The organism is Bacillota bacterium (assembly GCA_013314855.1).
GTDB lineage: Bacteria > Bacillota > Clostridia > Acetivibrionales > DUMC01 > Ch48.
The window spans coordinates 31,042-49,822 of the sequence record JABUEW010000002.1 but is presented as its reverse complement, the minus strand read 5'-3'; the positions used below and the strand labels follow the sequence as shown (position 1 = coordinate 49,822).

The 18,781-nt window shown below is 37.1% G+C and carries 16 protein-coding genes; 6 read left to right on the top strand and 10 right to left on the bottom strand.

From position 1 onward, the window contains the following. Window positions 1-272: 272 nt before the first annotated feature. Complete coding sequence (locus HPY74_00785) at window positions 273-866, bottom strand: rubrerythrin family protein (GenBank protein NSW89213.1); 594 nt, start codon at window positions 864-866, stop codon at window positions 273-275. A gap of 314 nt (window positions 867-1,180) precedes the next feature. On the opposite strand from HPY74_00785, the gene HPY74_00780 reads away from it, so the two are divergent. Next, on the top strand, window positions 1,181-2,011 hold the full coding sequence (locus HPY74_00780; GenBank protein ID NSW89212.1) for a purine-nucleoside phosphorylase: 831 nt from the start codon (window positions 1,181-1,183) through the stop codon (window positions 2,009-2,011). Between the two features lie 25 nt (window positions 2,012-2,036). Here HPY74_00780 and HPY74_00775 read toward each other — a convergent pair whose 3' ends face one another. After that, on the bottom strand, window positions 2,037-3,788 hold the full coding sequence (locus HPY74_00775; GenBank protein NSW89211.1) for a bifunctional homocysteine S-methyltransferase/methylenetetrahydrofolate reductase: 1,752 nt from the start codon (window positions 3,786-3,788) through the stop codon (window positions 2,037-2,039). Between the two features lie 289 nt (window positions 3,789-4,077). On the opposite strand from HPY74_00775, the gene HPY74_00770 reads away from it, so the two are divergent. Continuing rightward, window positions 4,078-5,340 carry a PDZ domain-containing protein gene (locus tag HPY74_00770; GenBank protein NSW89210.1) on the top strand — a complete coding sequence of 421 codons (1,263 nt, stop codon included), beginning with the start codon at window positions 4,078-4,080 and terminating at the stop codon, window positions 5,338-5,340. 143 nt (window positions 5,341-5,483) lie between these two features. Here HPY74_00770 and HPY74_00765 read toward each other — a convergent pair whose 3' ends face one another. From HPY74_00765 to HPY74_00735, 7 genes are read right to left on the bottom strand one after another with little or no spacing between them, the layout of a single operon-like run. Further along, window positions 5,484-7,097: a proton-conducting membrane transporter gene (locus HPY74_00765; protein NSW89209.1), complete on the bottom strand. Its 1,614-nt coding sequence runs from the start codon at window positions 7,095-7,097 to the stop codon at window positions 5,484-5,486. After that, window positions 7,098-7,439: a cation:proton antiporter subunit C gene (locus tag HPY74_00760; protein ID NSW89208.1), complete on the bottom strand. Its 342-nt coding sequence runs from the start codon at window positions 7,437-7,439 to the stop codon at window positions 7,098-7,100. It lies immediately after the preceding gene. 50 nt (window positions 7,440-7,489) lie between these two features. Then, window positions 7,490-7,879: an MnhB domain-containing protein gene (locus HPY74_00755; protein ID NSW89207.1), complete on the bottom strand. Its 390-nt coding sequence runs from the start codon at window positions 7,877-7,879 to the stop codon at window positions 7,490-7,492. Window positions 7,880-7,903: 24 nt separating this feature from the next. Next, window positions 7,904-8,461, bottom strand: a complete 558-nt coding sequence (locus HPY74_00750) for a DUF4040 domain-containing protein (protein ID NSW89206.1) — start codon at window positions 8,459-8,461, stop codon at window positions 7,904-7,906. 11 nt (window positions 8,462-8,472) lie between these two features. Then, entirely contained in the window at window positions 8,473-8,766 is a 294-nt protein-coding gene (locus HPY74_00745) for a monovalent cation/H(+) antiporter subunit G (GenBank protein ID NSW89205.1), read from the bottom strand. Continuing rightward, window positions 8,763-9,023, bottom strand: a complete 261-nt coding sequence (locus tag HPY74_00740; protein ID NSW89204.1) for a pH regulation protein F — start codon at window positions 9,021-9,023, stop codon at window positions 8,763-8,765. Before HPY74_00740 ends, HPY74_00745 begins: the two co-directional genes overlap by 4 nt. Continuing rightward, window positions 9,023-9,511: a Na+/H+ antiporter subunit E gene (locus HPY74_00735; GenBank protein ID NSW89203.1), complete on the bottom strand. Its 489-nt coding sequence runs from the start codon at window positions 9,509-9,511 to the stop codon at window positions 9,023-9,025. The genes HPY74_00740 and HPY74_00735 overlap by 1 nt, the downstream gene beginning before the upstream one ends. Before the next feature lie 167 nt (window positions 9,512-9,678). On the opposite strand from HPY74_00735, the gene HPY74_00730 reads away from it, so the two are divergent. Both HPY74_00730 and HPY74_00725 read left to right on the top strand, forming a co-directional pair. After that, window positions 9,679-9,882, top strand: a complete 204-nt coding sequence (locus HPY74_00730) for a hypothetical protein (protein NSW89202.1) — start codon at window positions 9,679-9,681, stop codon at window positions 9,880-9,882. Further along, a complete protein-coding gene (locus tag HPY74_00725) occupies window positions 9,869-10,132 on the top strand; it encodes a hypothetical protein (GenBank protein NSW89201.1) in 264 nt (87 codons plus the stop codon). Before HPY74_00730 ends, HPY74_00725 begins: the two co-directional genes overlap by 14 nt. Window positions 10,133-10,216: 84 nt before the next feature. Here HPY74_00725 and HPY74_00720 read toward each other — a convergent pair whose 3' ends face one another. Next, a complete protein-coding gene (locus tag HPY74_00720) occupies window positions 10,217-10,903 on the bottom strand; it encodes an ATP-binding protein (GenBank protein NSW89200.1) in 687 nt (228 codons plus the stop codon). A gap of 173 nt (window positions 10,904-11,076) precedes the next feature. Between HPY74_00720 and addB the strand changes: the two genes are divergently transcribed. Then, a complete protein-coding gene (gene addB / locus HPY74_00715; GenBank protein NSW89199.1) occupies window positions 11,077-14,649 on the top strand; it encodes a helicase-exonuclease AddAB subunit AddB in 3,573 nt (1,190 codons plus the stop codon). Next, window positions 14,649-18,662 carry a helicase-exonuclease AddAB subunit AddA gene (gene addA / locus HPY74_00710; protein NSW89198.1) on the top strand — a complete coding sequence of 1,338 codons (4,014 nt, stop codon included), beginning with the start codon at window positions 14,649-14,651 and terminating at the stop codon, window positions 18,660-18,662. The genes addB and addA overlap by 1 nt, the downstream gene beginning before the upstream one ends. The last annotated feature ends 119 nt before the right edge of the window (window positions 18,663-18,781 follow it).

The following is an 18,781-nucleotide window of genomic DNA, read 5'->3' as shown; positions in this document are numbered from 1 at the left end:
CTGGATGACGCACGTAAATTTATTCCTCTCAATTACCAAATTCATAACCCAGCTCTGAGGAGTTAGATTCGTAATGTGCAGCATAGCATGTGCAGTTTTATAAGCAGATCATATTGAAGTTTATAAACTAAGAAAAGAACGAGAACCAGCTGGCTTGGCAGAAATAATAAAAGAAACCAGGAGTTTAAAATTAAACAGAAATACCCCCTGGTTTCCGAAATGGAATGACTTAAAGGCCATAGGGGAAATTTACATGTGAATCCGATTTACTGCTAATATGCTTCAACAAACACTTCAAAGAAAGCCTGTGGATGCGCGCAGGCAGGACAAATTTCGGGTGCGCTTGTGCCTTCATGTACATAACCGCAGTTGCCGCATTTCCAGAGAATTTTATTGTCTTTATTAAACACCTTGTTATTAACAATATTGTCTGCCAGCTTCTGATACCTGGTTTCGTGCCTTTTTTCTACAGAAGCAATCATTCTAAATACATTTGCTATTTCCGGGAATCCCTCTTCTTCAGCAACTTTTGCGAAAGCAGGATAAAGTTCCGACCATTCTTCATTCTCACCGCTGGCTGCTGCTTTAAGGTTGTCCAGCGTTGTGCCCTGAGCAACGGGATAAGCTGCATTAATTTCAACTGTTGCAGGCAACTCTTCCTTTAAGCCTTCCAACAGGAACTTATAAAATCTTTTAGCATGTTCCTTTTCATTATCGGCAGTTTCAATGAAAATATTCTTAATCTGCTTATATCCCTCCTTGTCGGCAACCGATGCATAAAATGTATAACGGTTCCTGGCCTGGGATTCGCCGGCAAAAGCTTTTAAAAGATTCTCGGCAGTTTTTGTGCCTTTTAGTGATTTCATTAAAAACAACCTCCTGTAAAATGATATTATTTATTAAAATAAATATAATAGAATTAACCAGTAATTACGTATATGACTTATATATGCCACCATATCATACTTTTAAACATTTTTATATAAAAAACTTTTGACTGGTGGATTATATTAGTGTATACTTATTCTGAAATGTAAAAAGTGGACAGAATAAGGCACTCCAATAGTATTGATCCAAGGCTATTTTGATAATTATGCAACAGATTGACACTCCAAACGACTAAACCGTAGGATTCTTGGGTGGTAGTATGAAGAAAGAAAGGAGGGAGCAGTGACTGATGATACTATTAAACCGGAAGATAAATGATACCATCAAGTATATAAAAGAACAGGCAGGAATAAGCTCTGAAACCGGTCCGGAAATTGGGCTTATCTTGGGTTCTGGGCTCGGAGTGCTGGCAGAAGCAATAGAGGATATGGTAGTTATACCTTATATAAATATTCCTCACTTCCCCGTATCTACGGTAGAAGGCCACAAAGGGCAGCTTGTCTTGGGTGAACTATCAGGGAAACCTGTTATCTGCATGCAGGGGAGATTTCACTACTATGAAGGCTACAGTATATATCAAGTTACTTATCCTGTAAGGGTTATGCAAAAGCTTGGAATATCAAAGCTTATTGTAACTAATTCTGCAGGGGGGATTAATATAGAATTTAAACCGGGGGACCTAATGCTTATAGAAGACCATATAAACCTTATGGGTGTGAATCCCCTAATAGGGGAAAACATTGAGAGCTTCGGCCCAAGGTTCCCGGACATGTCCGAGGCTTACGACAGGGAACTTGGAAGAAAAGCTGAAGAAGCTGCTAGAAGCCTTTCTATAGAATTACGAAAAGGAATTTATGCCGCTCTAACAGGACCCAGCTATGAAACACCGGCTGAAATAAGGTATTTAAGAATAATAGGAGCAGATGCCGTAGGTATGTCTACAGTACCTGAAGTTATTGTCGCAAACCATGGAGGAATTAATGTATTGGGTATTTCCTGTATAACAAATATGGCTGCAGGAGTGCTTGGCAAACCTCTAAATCACAGGGATGTGGTAGATACGGCAAACACTGTTGCCAGCAAGCTTGTAAAGCTTATTAAAAAAATTGTTGAGATAATATAATAACGTCTATATTTCAAAGGCCAATTCAAGTAAGACGGGATTTAATCTCTTTAATGATTTTACATATCATCTGCCACCTGTTAAAAGGTGTTATAAGATAAATTCCATCCACATAAGGTATAATTCTACTACACATTTCAACAGCAAAGCTAATGCCTGTTACTTCCGCTTCTTCCCGGCCTTTTCCTTCAAATTGCTTTATAATACTTTCAGGTACCATTATTCCCGGAATCTCATTATTCAAAAAGTTGGCATTGCGGTAACTTACTATTGGAAGTATACCACCCAGAATTTTTGCATCAAGGGTATTTTTCGCTTCTTTTAAAGCATTTATTCCCTTATCACTGAAAACCGGTTGAGTTAAAAAGTATCCGGCACCCTTTTGTATTTTGGTTTTTGCCCTTTTAAGCTCCACATCAAAGTTTGTGGAGTTTACATTAAGCGCCCCGCCGATAAAAAGACCGTCTCCGGTAAACTCATTATGATTTAACTCTTTTATGAATTCAATAAGCATATACGAGTTAAAATTAAACACCCCTTTTATTTGATTCCTTTCAGCTTCAGGTATTGGGTCTCCTGTAACTGCAAGTACATTTCGTATGCCTTCAATGTGCAAACCTAATAATAATGCCTTTATTGCATTCAAATTTCTGTCTCTGCAGGCTATATGGGGGAGGGTATCAATGTTTGCTTCCCTTTTAATTTTTGCAGCGAGGATAGAGCTGTCAACCCTTGCCCTTCCAAGGGGACAATCGGCAATTGTTATTATATCCGCCCCACATTCCCTGATAGCTTTTGCTCCTTCAATCATATTTTCAATATGTGCATCGGCAGGTGGATCAAGTTCTACTGCTAATACCATTTCACCGCTGACAAGCTTTTCCATAAATTTATTTTTGACAAAAACAGGGTAGGTTTTTGGCCTTTTTCCTGTTTCTATAAAAGAGTATATCTTTCTATTGTCTCCTAGAATTTTCGCCATTTCTTTTATGTGCCGGGGTGTGGTGCCGCAACAGCCTCCAAGTATTTTTACACCCAGGTTCCTTATCTCCGACATAATATTTGCAAAATACTCCGGATTATCCATATAAAGGGTGCGCTCATTTTCGATAGTAGGATACCCTGCATTGGGCATTACAGACAATATTAAATTATTATTTTCATGTGTATTAATTTTAGCAGCTATATTAAAACCTTTTACATATTTTAACAGGTGCATGGGTCCTGATAAGCAATTAAATCCATAAGCATCTATTACGCCAGAGTTGGCGACAGCGTCTATGATTCTTTTACCTGAAATTCCCTTTCTGGTAAAACCTTCTGGAGTTACTGCGAATTGGGTAAGGATAAAAGCTTTGCCATCCTTAAGTTTAATATATTTACAGATGTCAAGAAGCTTGTCAAAGGAGCTAAATGTTTCGAAGATAAAACCTTCGACTCCTAAATCAATAAATGTATCAACAATAACCTTGTATTCTGAAAAAGTATCATGCCCTTCTACTTCCGGAATGGGCCCAATATCGCCAAGCACATATACCTTTTTCCCTTCAGCAGCTCTGCTTGCTATTTCAAATCCTTTACTAACTATATCTTTGATAGTACTTAAATCTGTTTTAAGGGAAATTGTATTTGCGGCAAAAGTATTTGTCTTTATAATCTGGGCTCCTGCTGCAATATATTCTTGGTGTATCCGTTTTATTATACCCGGTGCCTCAATATTGGAAAACTCACATCTATCTACACTTATTCCGCTCAACTTCGCAAAATAGGTTCCCATTGCCCCATCGGCAAGCACATATGGACTTTCTTTAATAAAATCCGTGATAGATCCTGGCAAAAAAAATCTCTCCTTTTATGCATATATTACATATACATATGTATTATATCCCAGAGATGATTTTATGTCATCAGCGAATATATTTCTTCACTTTTAAAAAATGCACCCCTTTTATCGAATTTTAATATTTTATTGGATAATATATGCTATAATTATACTATAAAAAAAGAATAAAACAATGTATGAGTTTGATATGCACTTAATTTGAATATAACAGGAGATGAATGATTTGCCTGTATTAAAAATACTTTCTGCTGTTGCCCGGGAATTGCTGGCGGCGTTTATTTTAAACTATAAGCTTATTCCCGTTTATATAATTATTGTACTGCTTGTTAAAACACAGTATATAAGGCATAGGGGATTTAATATCGGTAATGACGGAAAAACTCAAAAAGAGCTTTGGGAAATATTCCAGGAAACTATATTTTTTGGGGTAGTTGCCGGATTTGTTTCCGGTTTTTTAATAGTATCCGTAGGCGTTACTTTGGACACAAAGGTTTTTGAATATTTACTCATTATTATGGCTTTCCTGATTCTATTTAATATTAGATATATTTGTCTGTCTTATGCGGGAGGAATACTGGCATTTATAAGTCTTGTTTTTAAAATTCCCGGAATTAGCGTTGCTTCAATACTGGCCATGGTGGCTATAGTACACTTTTTTGAAGGTATAATGGTATATGCCGGTGCAGGAAAGGACTGCATTCCTATATATATAAGGAGCGAACATGGAATTGCCGGAGCTTTTTTAACCAGGAGGTTTTGGCCGGTGCCGCTTATTTTTCTTACATTTCTTGCCCAAGAGTACACAAATATTATAACAGAAAGTATTACTGTGGACTGGTGGACTCTCTTTAATCCTGTAACAGTGGAAGCAGGGACAATAGCATTTGGCCTAGATTGTGCCATTTCAGTTTTATGTTATACCGACATGGCAATAACAAGGCAGCCTGAGAAGAAAAGCCATGAAATGGGAATACAGTTTCTATTGTATAGCGTATTACTTTTTTTACTGGCAATAACGGCCAGGTATGTTTATATTTTTAGTGTTATCGGGACTGTTTTTGCCATAGCAGCTCATGAAGCTATAGTATTATATAGCCGTTACAGGGAACGGCATGGTATACCTATGTTTGTACCTGTGCGCAGAGGTGTAAGAGTACTGGATGTACCACCTGAAAGCCATGCCTTTAAGATGGGAATGAAAAGAGGGGATATTATAATGAGTATAAATGGGAAGGATGTGCAGACAGAAGAGGGGATGGCAGAGGCGCTAGGGAGTTTTCCCACTTTTATTTGGGTTGAGGTTATTGGTACTGACGGAAAAGAAAAGAAATATGAATACAAATGTTACCCTGAAGGTATAAATGACCTTGGAGTTCTCATTATACCAAGAGAAAACGAAGTTACATATAATATTGACTATTACGAGAATTACAGCATATTGAAGAATCTGGTCAAACGATTTAGGGGAAACAGCAAATTTTTATAAGGAAGTCTATAAAAGACTATGGGCACATTTTCCTCCCATGACGAATTATATTCCGGAAATGATGCTATAGGCTTATAGAACGTGTAATTCACTTCGGGGGCAAATAAACCCGGAAACAATTTGAACAAAAATTCGATGTAACGCTAGTATTTTATCTTCAAATATATAAGCATAAACGAAAAAAATAGGAAAATAGTTAGACATATATCATTAAAAGATAGTTCTACGGATTTTGATTTGTAAAACAGCTTAAGATTCTTGATAATCCTAAAATAGATAAGACTTCCTATGAAAAGGCTTATTATAAATATTCCGGCTTTCCCCATATAAGAAATTGGCTCTACCGGCAAATGCTGATTGAAGAAAAAGCCTATAAGCTGTTTGGCAAAAACACCACCGGCAAGACATATAATTCCCATACCCATGACTGTAATCTTACGTAACAAAGGCACATTCGGGGTAACTGCCGGGGGTGTATCCGACCGTGCAAAGAATACCGTGGAGTATTTTACAAAGGATATTATTGTACCAAGATTTACAATAATAAGACCTACTTCCAGAAGGGAGTCTTTTGCTCCATATGCAATCCAGTACTTGGACATGCTTCCGTTAAAAAATGGAGCACCGGTAATACCGAGAATAGCAAAAATTGTTGCAATAGAAACAGAAGGCATACGTTTCAATGTCCCTCGTATTTCATATATATTTCTTGTGCCGTATTCCTCTATCATTATACCTGCTGTAAGGAAAAGTACAGACTTAAAAAAAGCATGGTTAATTATATGGTAAACAGCTCCCCAAAAGGCCTGTTCGTTGTCCATATTAAGTCCCATCATGATAAGACCAATCTGGGAAACGGTATGATAAGCTAAAATAAGTTTTATATCTTTTTGGGAAATTGCAAGTATAAAACCGGCAATTGCCGTTAAAAAGCCCATCAAAAGAAAGATATCCGTTGTATCAATGTGAGGTTCAAAAACTTTCTGAACTCTCAAAAACAGGTAGACACCATTTTTAACATACAATCCTGATAGTATTGCAGATATGATAGAAGGTGCACTGGGTGTACCATGAGCTTTGGGAAGCCAGCTGAAAAGAGGCATAAGAGCGGTTTTAAGACTTACAGCAGTAATAATAAATGTGTAAGGCAAAATCAAACTGCGCGGATTTTTTAAAAGCAGCATTCTATCATGTATAACTGCAAAATCAAGAACACCAAATATCCTGTAAAGAATACCGGTTCCAAACAGGAAAAAAACCATTGCAACTATATTTATAAGCAAATACAGCATTCCATCGTATATTGACTGCTTATCCTTCTTAAACATGATCAATATACTTACAATAACAGTTGATACTTCATATAAAACAAAAACATTGAAAAAGTCATGGGAGACAAATATACCTATTATTAAGCCTTCAAGAACAAGGAACAGGAATAAAAACAGCTTATTAACATAAGCGCTTTTGAGGTTAAAAACAAGCATTGCCATAAACAAAACTGTAGTCAAAATCACCAATACAGCTGATATTAAATCTAGTTTCAAGGAGATTCCAATAGTATTACTCCACCCTCCCAACTTCTCCATATATGTATAGCTGACAGAGTTCTTCAGATGTATAAAGTTGTTTAACGATACAAAGATAAGCAGGCACTGGAAGACTATAGCGACATGTCTTGAATATTTGTCTAATGTTATAAAACTTAATCCTCCAAAGAATATGGGGGAAAGTATAAGTATATATAAAGGTATCATTTATTTCATCCTTTTCTTCATAACTTTTTTCCAATTATCCGTACCATACTTGCGGTACAAGTGAATATACATGGTTAAAGCTATAGCTGTAACTCCTACTCCTATTACAATAGCCGTTATCATGAGAGCCTGGGGAAGAGGGTCGACCATTTCTTGTGGCAAAATATCACCAATTGGGGGGAGACGCCCTTCCTTAAAACTGCATGAAATAAAATACAGTATTACTGCGGTGTCCATAATTCCAATAGAAATTATGGATTTTATAATATTCCTTTTAGCAATTAACCCATATAGGCCGATAAAAAATACCAGAATACTTACAATTTCACCGGTTAACAACATTAAAACCACCGCTCCTTCTTTTTTCGAAACCTCCTGAATAAACTTTCGGTTTACTTTCCTTCATAAAACATAAATCTAAAAAATATTATTGATATACCACAGCAGACTTTGAACCCAATTAAAGTATTCATAAGTACAAGATAAATTGAATTAAATAGGTCATTCTTAAAGCTCCACTCATGAAAAATAAATAATACAGGTATTGAAAGAATACATATAAAAAAGATCTTTTCAAGGGTTTGCAAGGTACTAATACGGATATCGAAAACAGGGAAGGCAAGATAGCGGCTTATAAATACCGCAGCAAGGACGGTACCTCCCTGAAAACCTCCTCCTGGAGTAATATGACCGTTTATAATTATGTAGAAACCATACATGATTATAAATGGATAAAGTGAGCCTGTTATTTTAGATACAACTTCGGAATTATTACTGTTCATTGTTTTCCTGTTAATCACAGCTTTCTATCCCTCGCTCCTCCATGAAAAATAAATTACTGCAATTACGCTAATCAGAAGTAATAGCGCTTCAAATAAGGTATCAAAAACCCGATAATTTAAATAAATTGCCGTTACCGCATTATTTGCACCTGTATCCTGCTTGAAAAATTTCACATAATAGTCCCATGCGGGTGTCCCTGTTAGTTCAATAGTATTAATATAAGTACTTAGAGTTAAAAATGCAATAACAGCACAGAAGCCGGCTAATACCAATTTGCGGCTTTTGCCAAACACCTTGATTATACTGAACGTGTTTTGTCTATAAGTATAATGTGTTGTTATAGTATAACGTGTTGGTAGGGGCTTATATTTTTTAAGGGCAATTAAATATAGAACCGTTACTAATGTGCTTCCTATTATTGCTTCAGCTAAAGAAACATCAGGCGCACCGTAGAACACATATGCAAAGGAGTTTATCAAGGAGAAAACCCCCAGATAGATTACTGCCCTTCTCAATTGATGAGTCTGGACTGCTAATAATGCAAATACAGTCATTACTCCAAGAAAAATCTTTATAATCATAAACTCCTTAACTACTCCTTTTTAACTTTATAACCGCTTATATATGCGGATCTTGCTATTGAATGTGTTGAAAGGGGATTCGTAATAATAACCAGCAATAGTATTATAAGTACTTTAAGACTGAAAAAGTTAATACCCGATTTAACAATAATTCCAAGCATTAATGTAATTAATCCTACAGTATCTACCTTGGATGATATTAAAATCCGAGGATAGAAATCTTTAAACTTGAAAATGCCATATACTCCAAAAAATATAAATATTAATGCTGTGACAATCAGAATATTTCCAATTTGTTCCCTCATAAGTCACCTCTTTTTTCAATGAATCTTGCGATCATTACAATGCTAATAAAGCCAAATAGCGCATATATAATTGCAATATCTAATAAATACGATTTATTAAGTGAAAAGGCAAATACTACAATGGACATTATAACCTTTGAAGATAGAAGATTTAAACCCAGAATTCTATCCCATATAGTCGGCCCTAAAATTGTCCTCACAAGCGCTGCCAACCCAAGAATTGCTATTATTAGAAGAACAATCTGATTAAAACCCATTAATTACCTCCCTTCAATATATTCTCAAATTTAGCCCTTACACTTGCCTGTAATGAGTTTTTGCCATCTTCCGGACAGCTCAAACATAATATTTTTAATTTTTTGCCCTTTTTATCAATAGTTACTGTCCCTGGAGTTAAGGTGATTGAATTAGCAAGTATGCACACTAAAAAGTCGTTGTCAAGATTGCTTTCATATTCAATAACCCCTACATTAACTTTATGGCTGAGTATCCTGTAAATAGCCGTAAAACCTGACATATAAATTTCAATGAATAGATAAATAAGATACTTTATAAGAATCTTCGGACTAATAATATAAGTATGTTTATAATCCCCCAGCAATAAGTATTTCTCAGTAAAAATGACTGCAAGAAAACCTAAAAAAATACCGACAATAATTTGTATGGGAGTAATTTTTTCATTAATGATTATCCAAAATATCGTAAGAATTATAATAACTTCTATATAATATAAAAATTTTCGCATAAACACACCACCCCGGACATCTTAAAAAGATGCAAGCAATCTTATAACGACTCTAGATAAAAAATTAAACTAATACGGTCCATGATTTAAAACATATATAATTACTTTTATAATATAGCATATTATTGAATAAATGTGAATAAGATCAGGGTGAATTCAATGATGAAGTGGAAAGAGTGTATTCAGTATCAAGGGAGGGCGTATTAAAAGGCCTTGGAGTAGATACTATTGATGTTTATCTTACTACTATCGAGTTCAAACACGGTGGTATCGCACAAATGGAAAATGGCTGGATTACCCCGAATGGTAATACCAATATAAATGATATTAAGTTCAATATCCTGGGAACAAAAGGGTATGATAAGCATTGATGCCAGCAATCACAACCTAATTCAGAAGTTTACCGAATCGAAGGCAGATACTCCTGACATACTGGTAAGTAATTTTGTCCATGGTAAACCAAAAGGATTTGCTTTTGAAAGCATAAGGCATTTTATAGACAGGCTGATTGACGGGAAGGAGTTTTATGTAACTCTTGAAGATGCCGCAAATACCTCCCTTGCATTATGTGCCGTTATTGAATCGGCAAAAATAAGGCAGCCGGTAATGGTAAAATATTGAGTTTAGTAGCTAAGTTAAACCTTTTTGTAACTCTTTTCGCAGCCTATGCCTTATCAAGGGGAGGATACCGCCGACATTGATTACTTACCGGCAGAGCAGCAGGTCTTCTCTTGTTTCAGCAAGCTTTATCAAATCATCTGTAAATCCATTGATGGAAAACAGGACGAAATGGTCTTTTCGCCTATCTCTCTTCCATTCAACCGCTTTTGCCTTTTCTTCAAGGGCAGTTAGTACATTGATACCTACTTTATTTTCTAAATATTTGCACTCACCAAAGATAATGTTGGTACCTGTACTGTCAAGTGCCACGATATCGATTTCGGTCCTGCCATTCCACCAGCGTCCCACCTTATCAAAGTGGAAATACCATATATCCTCGGCATTGAGCCTCCACATTTCCTCGATGCATACATCCTCGTATACGAAGCTTATATGCCCGTCTACCAAGTTTTTGCGGATTATTTTCATTGCTAATTCCTCATTGCCTGACTCGATGAAGCTCAAGTTTGGAAAGATAAACTTAAACCAGAATAACAAAAAGTTATCTTTGATTTTATAAAGCCCTCGCTTGCTTTTTTCCGGGTTGCTCTCTGTTACCGGAACTACCCTTTCCAATATATCAAGGTTTATGAGTGTATTAAGATATTTTGTAAGATCTGTTTGCTTAAGTTCTAAGGTTGCCGCTATTTTAGAAAGCTTTTGATTTCCAGCGGCGATTGTTTTGATAATTGAAAAGTAGCTTCCCACCTCCGACACTTCTCGATGGAGCAGAAAGTTTGGTTCATCTTATTATAACAGAAATTATTATAATTTCAAGTATAATAATTCGGCACAATTCGACAAATAAAAAAGAATTGTTACTTGATGCACTTTGTTTTAATGTTATAATAATAATAAGTATTGCAGCACCAATGATGGTATTTTGTATTTTGGAGGGACTGCAAATGAGCTTGCGGTTTATATACGGAAGGGCCGGCAGCGGCAAGAGCTATTATTGCCTGAATGAAATAAAATCAAGGATAGACAGTGGTAAAACCAACTCCCTTATATTGCTGGTACCGGAACAGTTTTCCTTGCAGGCCGAAAGAAACCTGGTGAAAACAATAGGGACCGGTGGAATTATCAAAGCGGAAGTTTTAAGTTTTAAACGTATGGCTTACAGGGTATTTAACGAGGTGGGAGGCCTTACTTATACCCGTATAAATTCTGCAGGTAAATGCATGGTTATACATAAAATACTTGAAAACATGAAAGATGATCTTAGGATATTTTCAAAATCTGTCGGGCAGCAAGGGTTTGTAAACGCAATTTCAGATATGATTGCGGAGTTTAAAAGATATAATGTTATGCCTGAAGACCTGGAAAAAGGATATAAAAATATGGAAACAAACCATGCAAATAATTCTTTATTGAAAGAGAAATTAAAAGAACTTGCTTTGATATACCGGGAATATGAAAACACTATACATGAAAAGTACCGGGATGCTGACGACGACCTTACAATTCTATGTGAAAAACTTGATAAAACTGCAATGTTTAATGGGGCAGAAATATGGATTGACGAATTTTCAGGGTTTACATCCCAAGAATATAAAGTTATTGCAAAACTTATGGATAAAGCCTATAGGGTTAATGTAAGCCTTTGTACCGACTGCCTGATAGATGATGCCGCACAGGCAGCTTATAGTTATGGATATGGATATGGATATATTGACTATACGGATGTTTTTTCCCCTGTAAAAAATGTAGTTAAAAAATTGATGCAAATAGCAAAGGAGTCAAATATACCTGTTGAACCTCCTGTAATAGTGGAGGAGCATAATTTAAATAATAAGGATGGGAGGCGTCTCTACAGGTTTAAAGATAGCCCTGAATTAGAGCACCTGGAAAGATACTTTTTCTCGTTTCCTTACAAGCGATATACAGGAGATGGAAACTTTGATAAAACAAAAGATATAACCATTTTTACAGCATCCAATATATATACTGAAATTGAATGTACGGCAAGGGATATTATAAGGCTTTGCAGGGACAGGGGTTTAAGATATAGGGATATTACAGTTGTATGCGGTGACCTGGATGTATATGAAAAGCTTATAAGGGTCATACTTGCAGAATATGATATACCCTGCTTTATTGATAAAAAAAGGGAAGTAACTAAACATCCCCTTGTGCAGCTAATAATATCCGTATTTGAGATATTTATCTACAACTGGTCTTACGAAGCGGTTTTCAGATATTTGAAAACCGGCCTTACCGGTATACCCAGGGAAGATATTGATTTAATTGAAAATTATGTCCTGGCCTGCGGAATAAGAGGAAATAAATGGGCAAAAGAGGAATATTGGGAATACATACCCGAAATGGTATGGGATGATGAAAAGAAGCAGGAATACCAGGATTTATTAATGAAGATAAATGATATCCGAAGACAGATAATTACCCCCTTGATGGAATTTCACAGCCGCGCTGCAGGGAGAAAAACGGCCAGGGAAATATGTGAGGCCTTGTTCGACTTGCTATGTGTTTTAGAAGTACCCAAGCGAATGGATATGTATATAGATAAATTTAAGGAAGAGGGAGAGCTAAACCTTGCAGGTGAATACGGACAGATATGGAATATTACAATGGAAATACTGGACCAGGCTGTAGAATTGATGGGAAGTGAAAGGATGGGCCTGGAAAGGTTTCTAAATATTTTAAAAATAGGGTTTGGTGAGCATAAAACAGGGCTTATCCCTCCTGCCCTGGACCAGGTACTGGTTGGAAACATTGAACGCTCAAAGACCCATGAAGTGGAAGCCCTTTACATACTTGGAGTAAACGATGGGGTATTTCCGGTACCAGATACCGGGGAGAAAATTTTATCCGATAAAGACAGGGGCGTACTACAGTCCCTTGGCCTGGAGCTTGCGAGCGATACACGCACTAAAGCTTTCGAGGACCAGTATATGGTATATTCTGTATTAACCACTGCGAGGAAATACTTGAGACTGAGCGTACCCATAGCAGATCATGAAGGAAGGACCCTTAGACCCTCAATAACGATTTCAAGAATAAGGAAACTATTCCCCAATATATTAGAAACCGGCAATATTGTATATTCTGGTGAAGACAAAGAGGAATTGGAGCTTATTTCAGGTAGATCGCCAACATATAATGAACTGCTTTCTGCAATGAGAAAAGCCATGGAAGGCCATGATATAAAGTCCCTGTGGCAGGATGTCTACCTCTGGTATGTAAGCCGCAGAGAATGGCGGGATAAGTGCACGGCCGCACAGTTAGCCTTGACTTATACCAACCTGGTGGCTCCAATTGAAAAAGAAAAAGTGCGTAAATTATATGGAAATCCGGTGTATTCCAGTGTATCCAGATTTGAAAAATATGCATCCTGTCCTTTTGCATATTACATACAATATGGGTTGAAAGCAAAAGAAAGAAGAATATTTAACCTTACTCATCCCGATATAGGGACATTTCTCCATGGAGTACTTGAAGAGTTTTCAAGATATGTGGCCGAAAATGGCATATCATGGCGGGATATTGACAGAGATTGGTGTGCCAAAAAGGTTGCCGAAATATCGGATAGGTTACTGGAAAACATGCAGGGCGGGCCAATTAAAAATGGGACAAAACGGTATAAAATTATTGTAAAAAGACTTGATAGGGTGCTTTTCAGGGCTATTTGGTTGATAGTTGAGCATATAAAAAGGAGCAGTTTTGAACCTGTTGGTTATGAAATAGACTTTGGTAGCAAGGATGGCTTGCCCCCTATAAATATAGAACTTCCTACAGGGGAAGTTATCAAACTTACGGGACGGGTCGACAGGGTAGATGCATTGGAGACGGGAGATAAAACTTATATAAGGATTATAGACTATAAGTCCGGAAGTGAGGAATTTAGTCTTTCTAATGTATATTATGGAGTGCAGATACAATTAATTGCCTACCTCTATGCCCTATGGGGAGAAGGGGAAACAATAAGGAAAACAATGGGCGAAAAACTAAAACTCCCGATAATGCCAGGTGGTATTCTTTACTTTAAAATTGACGACCCTATAATAAGGAATAAAAAAGAACTAACGGAAAAGGACATTGAAAAAGCCATTATGAAGGAGCTTAAAATGAGAGGGCTTCTCCTTGCAGATGTCAAAGTAATAAAAGAGATGGATAAAACAATAGATGGAGATTCTCTGATAATACCTGCAAGAATAAATAAGGGGGATGTTTTAGGGAAGGCTTCTTCTGCAGCGACTATTGAGCAATTTAATACATTATGTAAATATGTAAGAAAGCTCCTTGAAAACTTAGGAATGGAAATGTTGAAAGGCGATATTTCAATTAAGCCCTACAAGAATAAAAAGATTACTTCATGCCAATATTGTAACTATACTTCCATATGTCAATTTGACCCTGTTTTAAGAGATAACAGGTACCGGATTTTAACAGACAACAGTGATGAGGAAATCTGGAAGTTAATGGAACTGTGCTGTGGGGAAGAAAGGAGTAATAGTTAATGGAAGAAACCAAGTGGAGCGACGAACAACTGGAGGCGATAACTGAGAAGGATTGCAACCTTTTGGTAGCGGCAGCAGCTGGTGCCGGAAAAACTGCGGTTTTAGTTGAAAGAATAATCAGGAAGATAACATGTGAAGAGAATCCTGTAGATATAGACAGGCTCCTTATTGTAACCTTTACCAATGCTGCCGCTACCGAAATGAGAGAACGGATAGCCGACGCAATTTCAAAAGCCCTTGACGAAAACCCCGGGTCAAAACTGCTTCAAAGACAGTTAGCCCTTTTAAATAAAGCTAATATAACAACAATACACTCTTTTTGCCTTGAGGTTATCAAAAACAACTTTCACTATATAGGCTTAAACCCCGGATTCAGGATTGCCGACGAGACCGAAGCCTTATTAATAAAAATGGAAACTTTAGACGACCTCTTTGAAGAGATATATGAACAAGAAAAACTAAAAGAAGAATTCTTTGAACTCCTTGAATGCTATGGAGGTAACAGGGATGACCAGTCCTTAAAAGATCTGGTCTTTTCCTTATATGAATTTATTCACAGCTTTCCTTGGCCGGAAGACTGGCTTAAGGGAAAAACAGAGTATTTCAATCTGAGCCCTGGGGAAGATTTTGCAAAAACCAGGTGGGGAGAACTGCTTTTAAAAAATGCTGCCATTGAACTTGAAAGCCTAAAGGCAATGATGGAAAAGGCACTTTCAATAATTGAGACTTCAGAAGGTTTGGATCCATACCTTCCCAATTTCCGGGAAGAAATTACAGGTATTGATTCGTTGGTAAAATTATGTAGAGATACCACCTGGGACAGCATCTATAATGCCTTTTCCTCTTTTGAGTTTAAGAGGCTTCCGAACTGTAAAAAAGATGTAGATAAAAGTGCGCAGGAACATGTGAAATCCGTCAGGAATGAGGTAAAGGATAGGATCAGTAAGCTTAAGAGCAACATATTTGCAGCTTCTTCGAATGAGGTTATAGAAGAGTTAAACCGCCTTTATCCTTTGCTAAAATACCTCTCAGAGCTGGTAATAGAATTTGATAGGAAGTACACAGAAAAGAAAAGAGAAAGGTCCGTTCTCGACTTTAACGACTTAGAACACTTTTGCCTGGATATACTTACTGAAAGGAAGGAGAATGGGGGATTTTCACCTTCCAGTGTTGCAATGGAATATAAAGAGAGGTTTGAAGAAATTCTTGTGGATGAATACCAGGACAGCAACCTGGTCCAGGAAATTATTCTTAATGTGGTGTCGAGAAAGGATCTGGGCACCCCCAACATATTTATGGTAGGGGATGTAAAACAGAGTATATATAGGTTCAGGCAGGCAAGGCCAGAGCTTTTCCTGGAGAAATATAATACTTATTCACGAGAAAAGAGAGAAAAATACAGAAAAATTCAGCTTTACAAGAATTTCAGAAGCCGTAAGGAAGTTATTGATAGTGTAAATTTCATTTTTAGCCGGATAATGTCCGAATATGTAGGAGAACTGGATTATAATGAGGAAGAGGCTTTAAACCCGGGCGCGGTGTATGAAGACCCCGAAGAGGAGAAACAATTTGAGGAAACCATGGGTAAAGTTATTGTAGGAGGGCCTACAGAATTGCATATAATTGAAGCAGAAGCGAGACGGGAAGCAGGAGAAGGAGAAGGTAGGAAAGAAGTAGATACCGGAGAGGAGATAAAATATGGAGAAGAAGATGGAGGAGAAAATGGCGTGGAATATAAAGGGGACGAGGAAGATGAATCCCTTGACATTATCCAATGCGAAGCAAGAATAGTGGCCAAAAGAATAAAGGAATTGGTTGGTGAAAAAAAACATTGTAATGAAAGTGAAAACACAGGTGATATCTTCAAAGTATATGATAAACAAAAAAAGAAATACAGGCCTATTGAATACAGGGATATAGTAATATTACTCCGTTCAACCAGAAACTGGGCGGACGTTTTTGTAGAAGAACTTGCTGCTCAAGGTATACCTGTTTATGCAGATACCGGTACAGGGTTTTTTAAAACTGTGGAAGTGCAGATTATGCTATCATTACTGCAAATCATCGATAATCCTTTACAAGATATACCTTTGCTTGCAGTGCTCCGTTCACCTATTGTGCTGTTCACTCCCGATGAACTGGCAGATATAAGGCTTGCGGATAAAGAAGCGCCTCTATATGAAGCTTTGAAGAAAATTGCAAGGGTTGATGACGATGACGCTGAGCAGAAAGAGGAGAAAGGTATAAAAAAAGAAAAAGAAAAGGAAGCAGAAATCCACTTTAATAAAAAACTTGTAGAAAAAACAGCCCAATTCCTTAAAACACTTGAAAAGTGGAGGGATAAGGCACTATACATGTCCACTGATGAGCTTATATGGTACCTGTACACAGAAACAGGATTCTACAGCTACGCAGGTGCTATGCCGGGAGGAGAACAACGTCAAGCCAACCTGAGAATGCTTTTTGAGCAGGCCAGGAAGTTTGAAGAAACCAGTTATAAGGGGCTTTTCAATTTCATAAATTTTATAAATAAACTTAGAAGCGGCAGGGGAGACATGGGAAGTGCAAAAATCCTGGGTGAAAATGAAAACGTGGTAAGGATTATGAGTATACATAAAAGTAAAGGGCTGGAATTTCCGGTTGTAATACTCTCAGGTTGCGGGAAGGGTTTTAACTTCCAGGATATGAATAAAAGCATAATTTTGCACCAGGAACTTGGTTTTGGGCCTGACTATGTAGATGTGGAAAAAAGGATAGCATATCCAACACTTGCAAAACAGGCATTGCGGTATCAAATCAAAGCAGAGAGCCTATCGGAAGAAATGAGGATTTTGTATGTAGGTTTTACCAGGGCAAGAGAAAAACTAATATTAACAGGGGCAGTAAAGGATTTAAATAAAAGCATTTTACGCTGGAGAGAATATGCTTCCACTGATGGTAAAAAAATTCCCGCATACATTATTTTAAAAGGGAAACATTACCTTGATTGGATTTGTCCTGCCCTTATGATAGACAAGGGGCAATGCAAAGGTAATGGTTTTCATATCGTAAACACAGACGCAGGCACAGACACAGACAAAGGGGACGGTTCTCATGTCTCTCTTGTCTTAAATAAAGACGATGCTGAGTTAAACATGAATGGTTCTTTGTGGGATATCAGGTTGTGGCATAAAGGAGATATCATTAAAGGTGACGAACAAGAAAAACAAACCAATAATGAATTTCTTGAAAGTATTGAGAAAATAAAGGCTGGCACAACAACAATTGATAAAGGGCAAAGCATGTATTACGATGAGATAAAGAGAAGGCTGGACTGGGAGTATAAGTACAGTGACGCATCTCGTATTCCGATTAAGGTATCTGTTACTGAGCTGAAAAGGAGATTTGCTTTTGAATCTTCAGAGGAGTATCCGGCATTTTCAGTATATACTCCCACGCTAATAAAAAAGCCTGCTTTCTTGGAAGAAAGCAGAGGGCTTAATGCAGCCCAGGTTGGGACAGCAATGCATTTTGTAATGCAGCATCTTGATTTGACAATGGTGAAAGATATTGAACAAATTAAAAGCCAGGTTGATGGAATGGTTGAAAAGGAATTATTAACGGAACAACAGGCAAAGGCTATAGATATTCGAAAAATTTACAGATTTTTTAATTCGACCCTTGGCAAAAGAATGCTGGATTCCGTGAAGATATATAGAGAAGTACCATTCAACATTCAAATAAGCAGCAGCGAATTGTTTACTCACCTGAAAGGTAGTTTTTATGATGATGAAACTGTCCTTCTTCAGGGAGTTGTTGACTGCTTTTTTGAAGAGAACGATGGGCTGGTGTTGTTAGACTATAAGACTGATTATATACAATCCGGAGCCGGACAAAATGCAATCATTCGGATAAAGGATCAATATAAAATGCAAATTCAGTATTACACAATGGTTCTGGAGAAACTGCTGCAGAAAAAGGTTAAGGAGAAGTATATTTATTTATTTTGGAACGGCGAAATAATAGAGTGCTGAAAGGGGAATTCTTATGAGCAATAAAATGATTTACAACACTCCTGCCAAAGAATGGAATGAAGGCTTGCCAAAAATTTTAACACAAATTTAACACAAAATTATTGACTTCGGAATGCGGA